Origin of the sequence: Okeania sp. SIO2C9, assembly GCF_010672455.1 — a bacterium.
Lineage (GTDB): Bacteria > Cyanobacteriota > Cyanobacteriia > Cyanobacteriales > Microcoleaceae > Okeania.
The window spans coordinates 18,616-20,429 of record NZ_JAAHGO010000113.1 but is presented as its reverse complement, the minus strand read 5'-3'; the positions used below and the strand labels follow the sequence as shown (position 1 = coordinate 20,429).

At 34.6% G+C, this 1,814-nt stretch carries 1 protein-coding gene; it reads left to right on the top strand.

All coding sequences use genetic code 11. The features are described from left to right. Positions 1 to 812 precede the first annotated feature (812 nt). The gene (locus F6K23_RS37210) at positions 813 to 1,502 is read left to right on the top strand and encodes a COP23 domain-containing protein (protein WP_293165752.1); all 690 of its coding nucleotides are present in this window, start codon (positions 813 to 815) and stop codon (positions 1,500 to 1,502) included. The last annotated feature ends 312 nt before the right edge of the window (positions 1,503 to 1,814 follow it).

Sequence of the window (1,814 nt, the reverse complement as noted above, 5' to 3'; positions counted from 1 at the left end):
TAGGAATAGGGATAACACCAACAGTGTTGGGCGATCGCTCTCTAAAAATTATAGCGTTAGCGGAGCTTTGCGTCAGCAATCGCTATATTTACTATGCACTATATATGGTGTATTTGCGTAAGTCCTGAGTAAGTTAAGCAAATAGTGATTTATCGCCAAACTTTGTTGAGATTAATCTAGCTAACCTCAATTTATTAATTGGGTAAAAAAACTTACTATTTCATTATTGACTAGATCGTTAGTTCCTCTTTTTGAGTGTTGGGTTAAGGCAATAACTTATACCGATGAGGAAATGTTTGTAATGCAGGCTATCTTACCCGCTATGGGTGTACCTCACACCTGATGGAATATGCTGTAATTTTTGTTTGTGATGGAATGGCGATAGTGTTCAACACATTAGAGGTGATCGCTCTTTTCAACAATGAATAATGAATAATGAATGATGAATAATTACCTCTCCTTGAAAAGAAGAGGATTGACTAATAATGAATTTTTTTTTATTATCCCCTTAAAAGGGGAGGCTTTAAACCACAATTTTTCGGTAAAAGGAAGAAGTAAATTTGATTGAACAGGTAGTAAGTGGAATGATATATAGGGTTTTTCTAGTTGTATTATCTTGTCTTTAAAAATCACAACAACACACTTCAAAAAATCATCAATTATCGGGCAAATTTAATATTACGAAATTTTAGGCAGCCATCTTGAAGTTTAATTTCAGGTGCATCAAACGAAAGCAGATTTTTAAATTTCAAGTAACGATTAAAGATTTTTAACTGTTGTGCAAAGTAGAACAGTTCTATCCTCTTATAAATATGAGCAATAATAAGACAGAATTATGGAGGACTACAGTAGCGACTGTAGTAGGTGGAGTTGCTGCTTTAATTACAGCTATTACTCCTTTTATTAAGCTTAAGTCAGAAACACCACCGACACCTACATCCACTTCATCCCCGTCACGAATTAAGGTAAATTATGCTCTAGTATTTGGGGTTAAATTCTTTTGTGGAACTGGTGAGTATCGAGGTAGGAATGTTCCGGCAACAATTGTAGAAAATATTCAATCAAATGAAAAAATAATTGTTATTCTCTGGAAGTTAGATAATTATTATTTTGGTGAAAATTATCCACCACAAAAGCGATGTAAAATGGTGTCGGAACGGTTCCATAATATATACGATAGAGGTGGATTAAAATATATTGTCACGACCTTAGAAACTTGGGTTCCTAACCAAGAAATTCCGGTAGTATGTGGGGTCAAACAAAAGATGGTTCCCTGTAGTAATGAAGATTTACTTTTCACTTTACAGTCAAATGACGATCCAGATTTAGTGGTGGACTATTTGGTTAACCACCGTCAATTTCCTAGTGAAAATCCCCCAATAATAAGAGGAGAAAAACCTGCTAAAACTTTTGCTGAAGGGAAACGAGTTTATTACAATTTTTCTAGTGTTTTTAATAGGTGGCAGTTAGAAGAAAATTATCAAGAAAAGCCTGCTTTTTAAAGGTTTATTTTCCATCTGAATGTTGTCTGAAATAGTTCTATTGCGTATATGGCAATAAGAGTTTTTACTTATTGATGTCTCGGTGGTTTTATTGCGTATGTCGCAATAAGAGTTTTTACTTATTGATGTCTCGGTGGTTTTATTGCGTATGTCGCAATAAGAGTTTTTACTTATTGATGTCTCGGTGGTTTTATTGCGTATGTCGCAATAGGAGTTTTTGCTCATTGATGCTTCGGTGGTTTTATTGCGTATGTCGCAATAGGAGTTTTTGCTCATTGATGCTTCGATGGTTTTATTGCGTATGTCGCAATA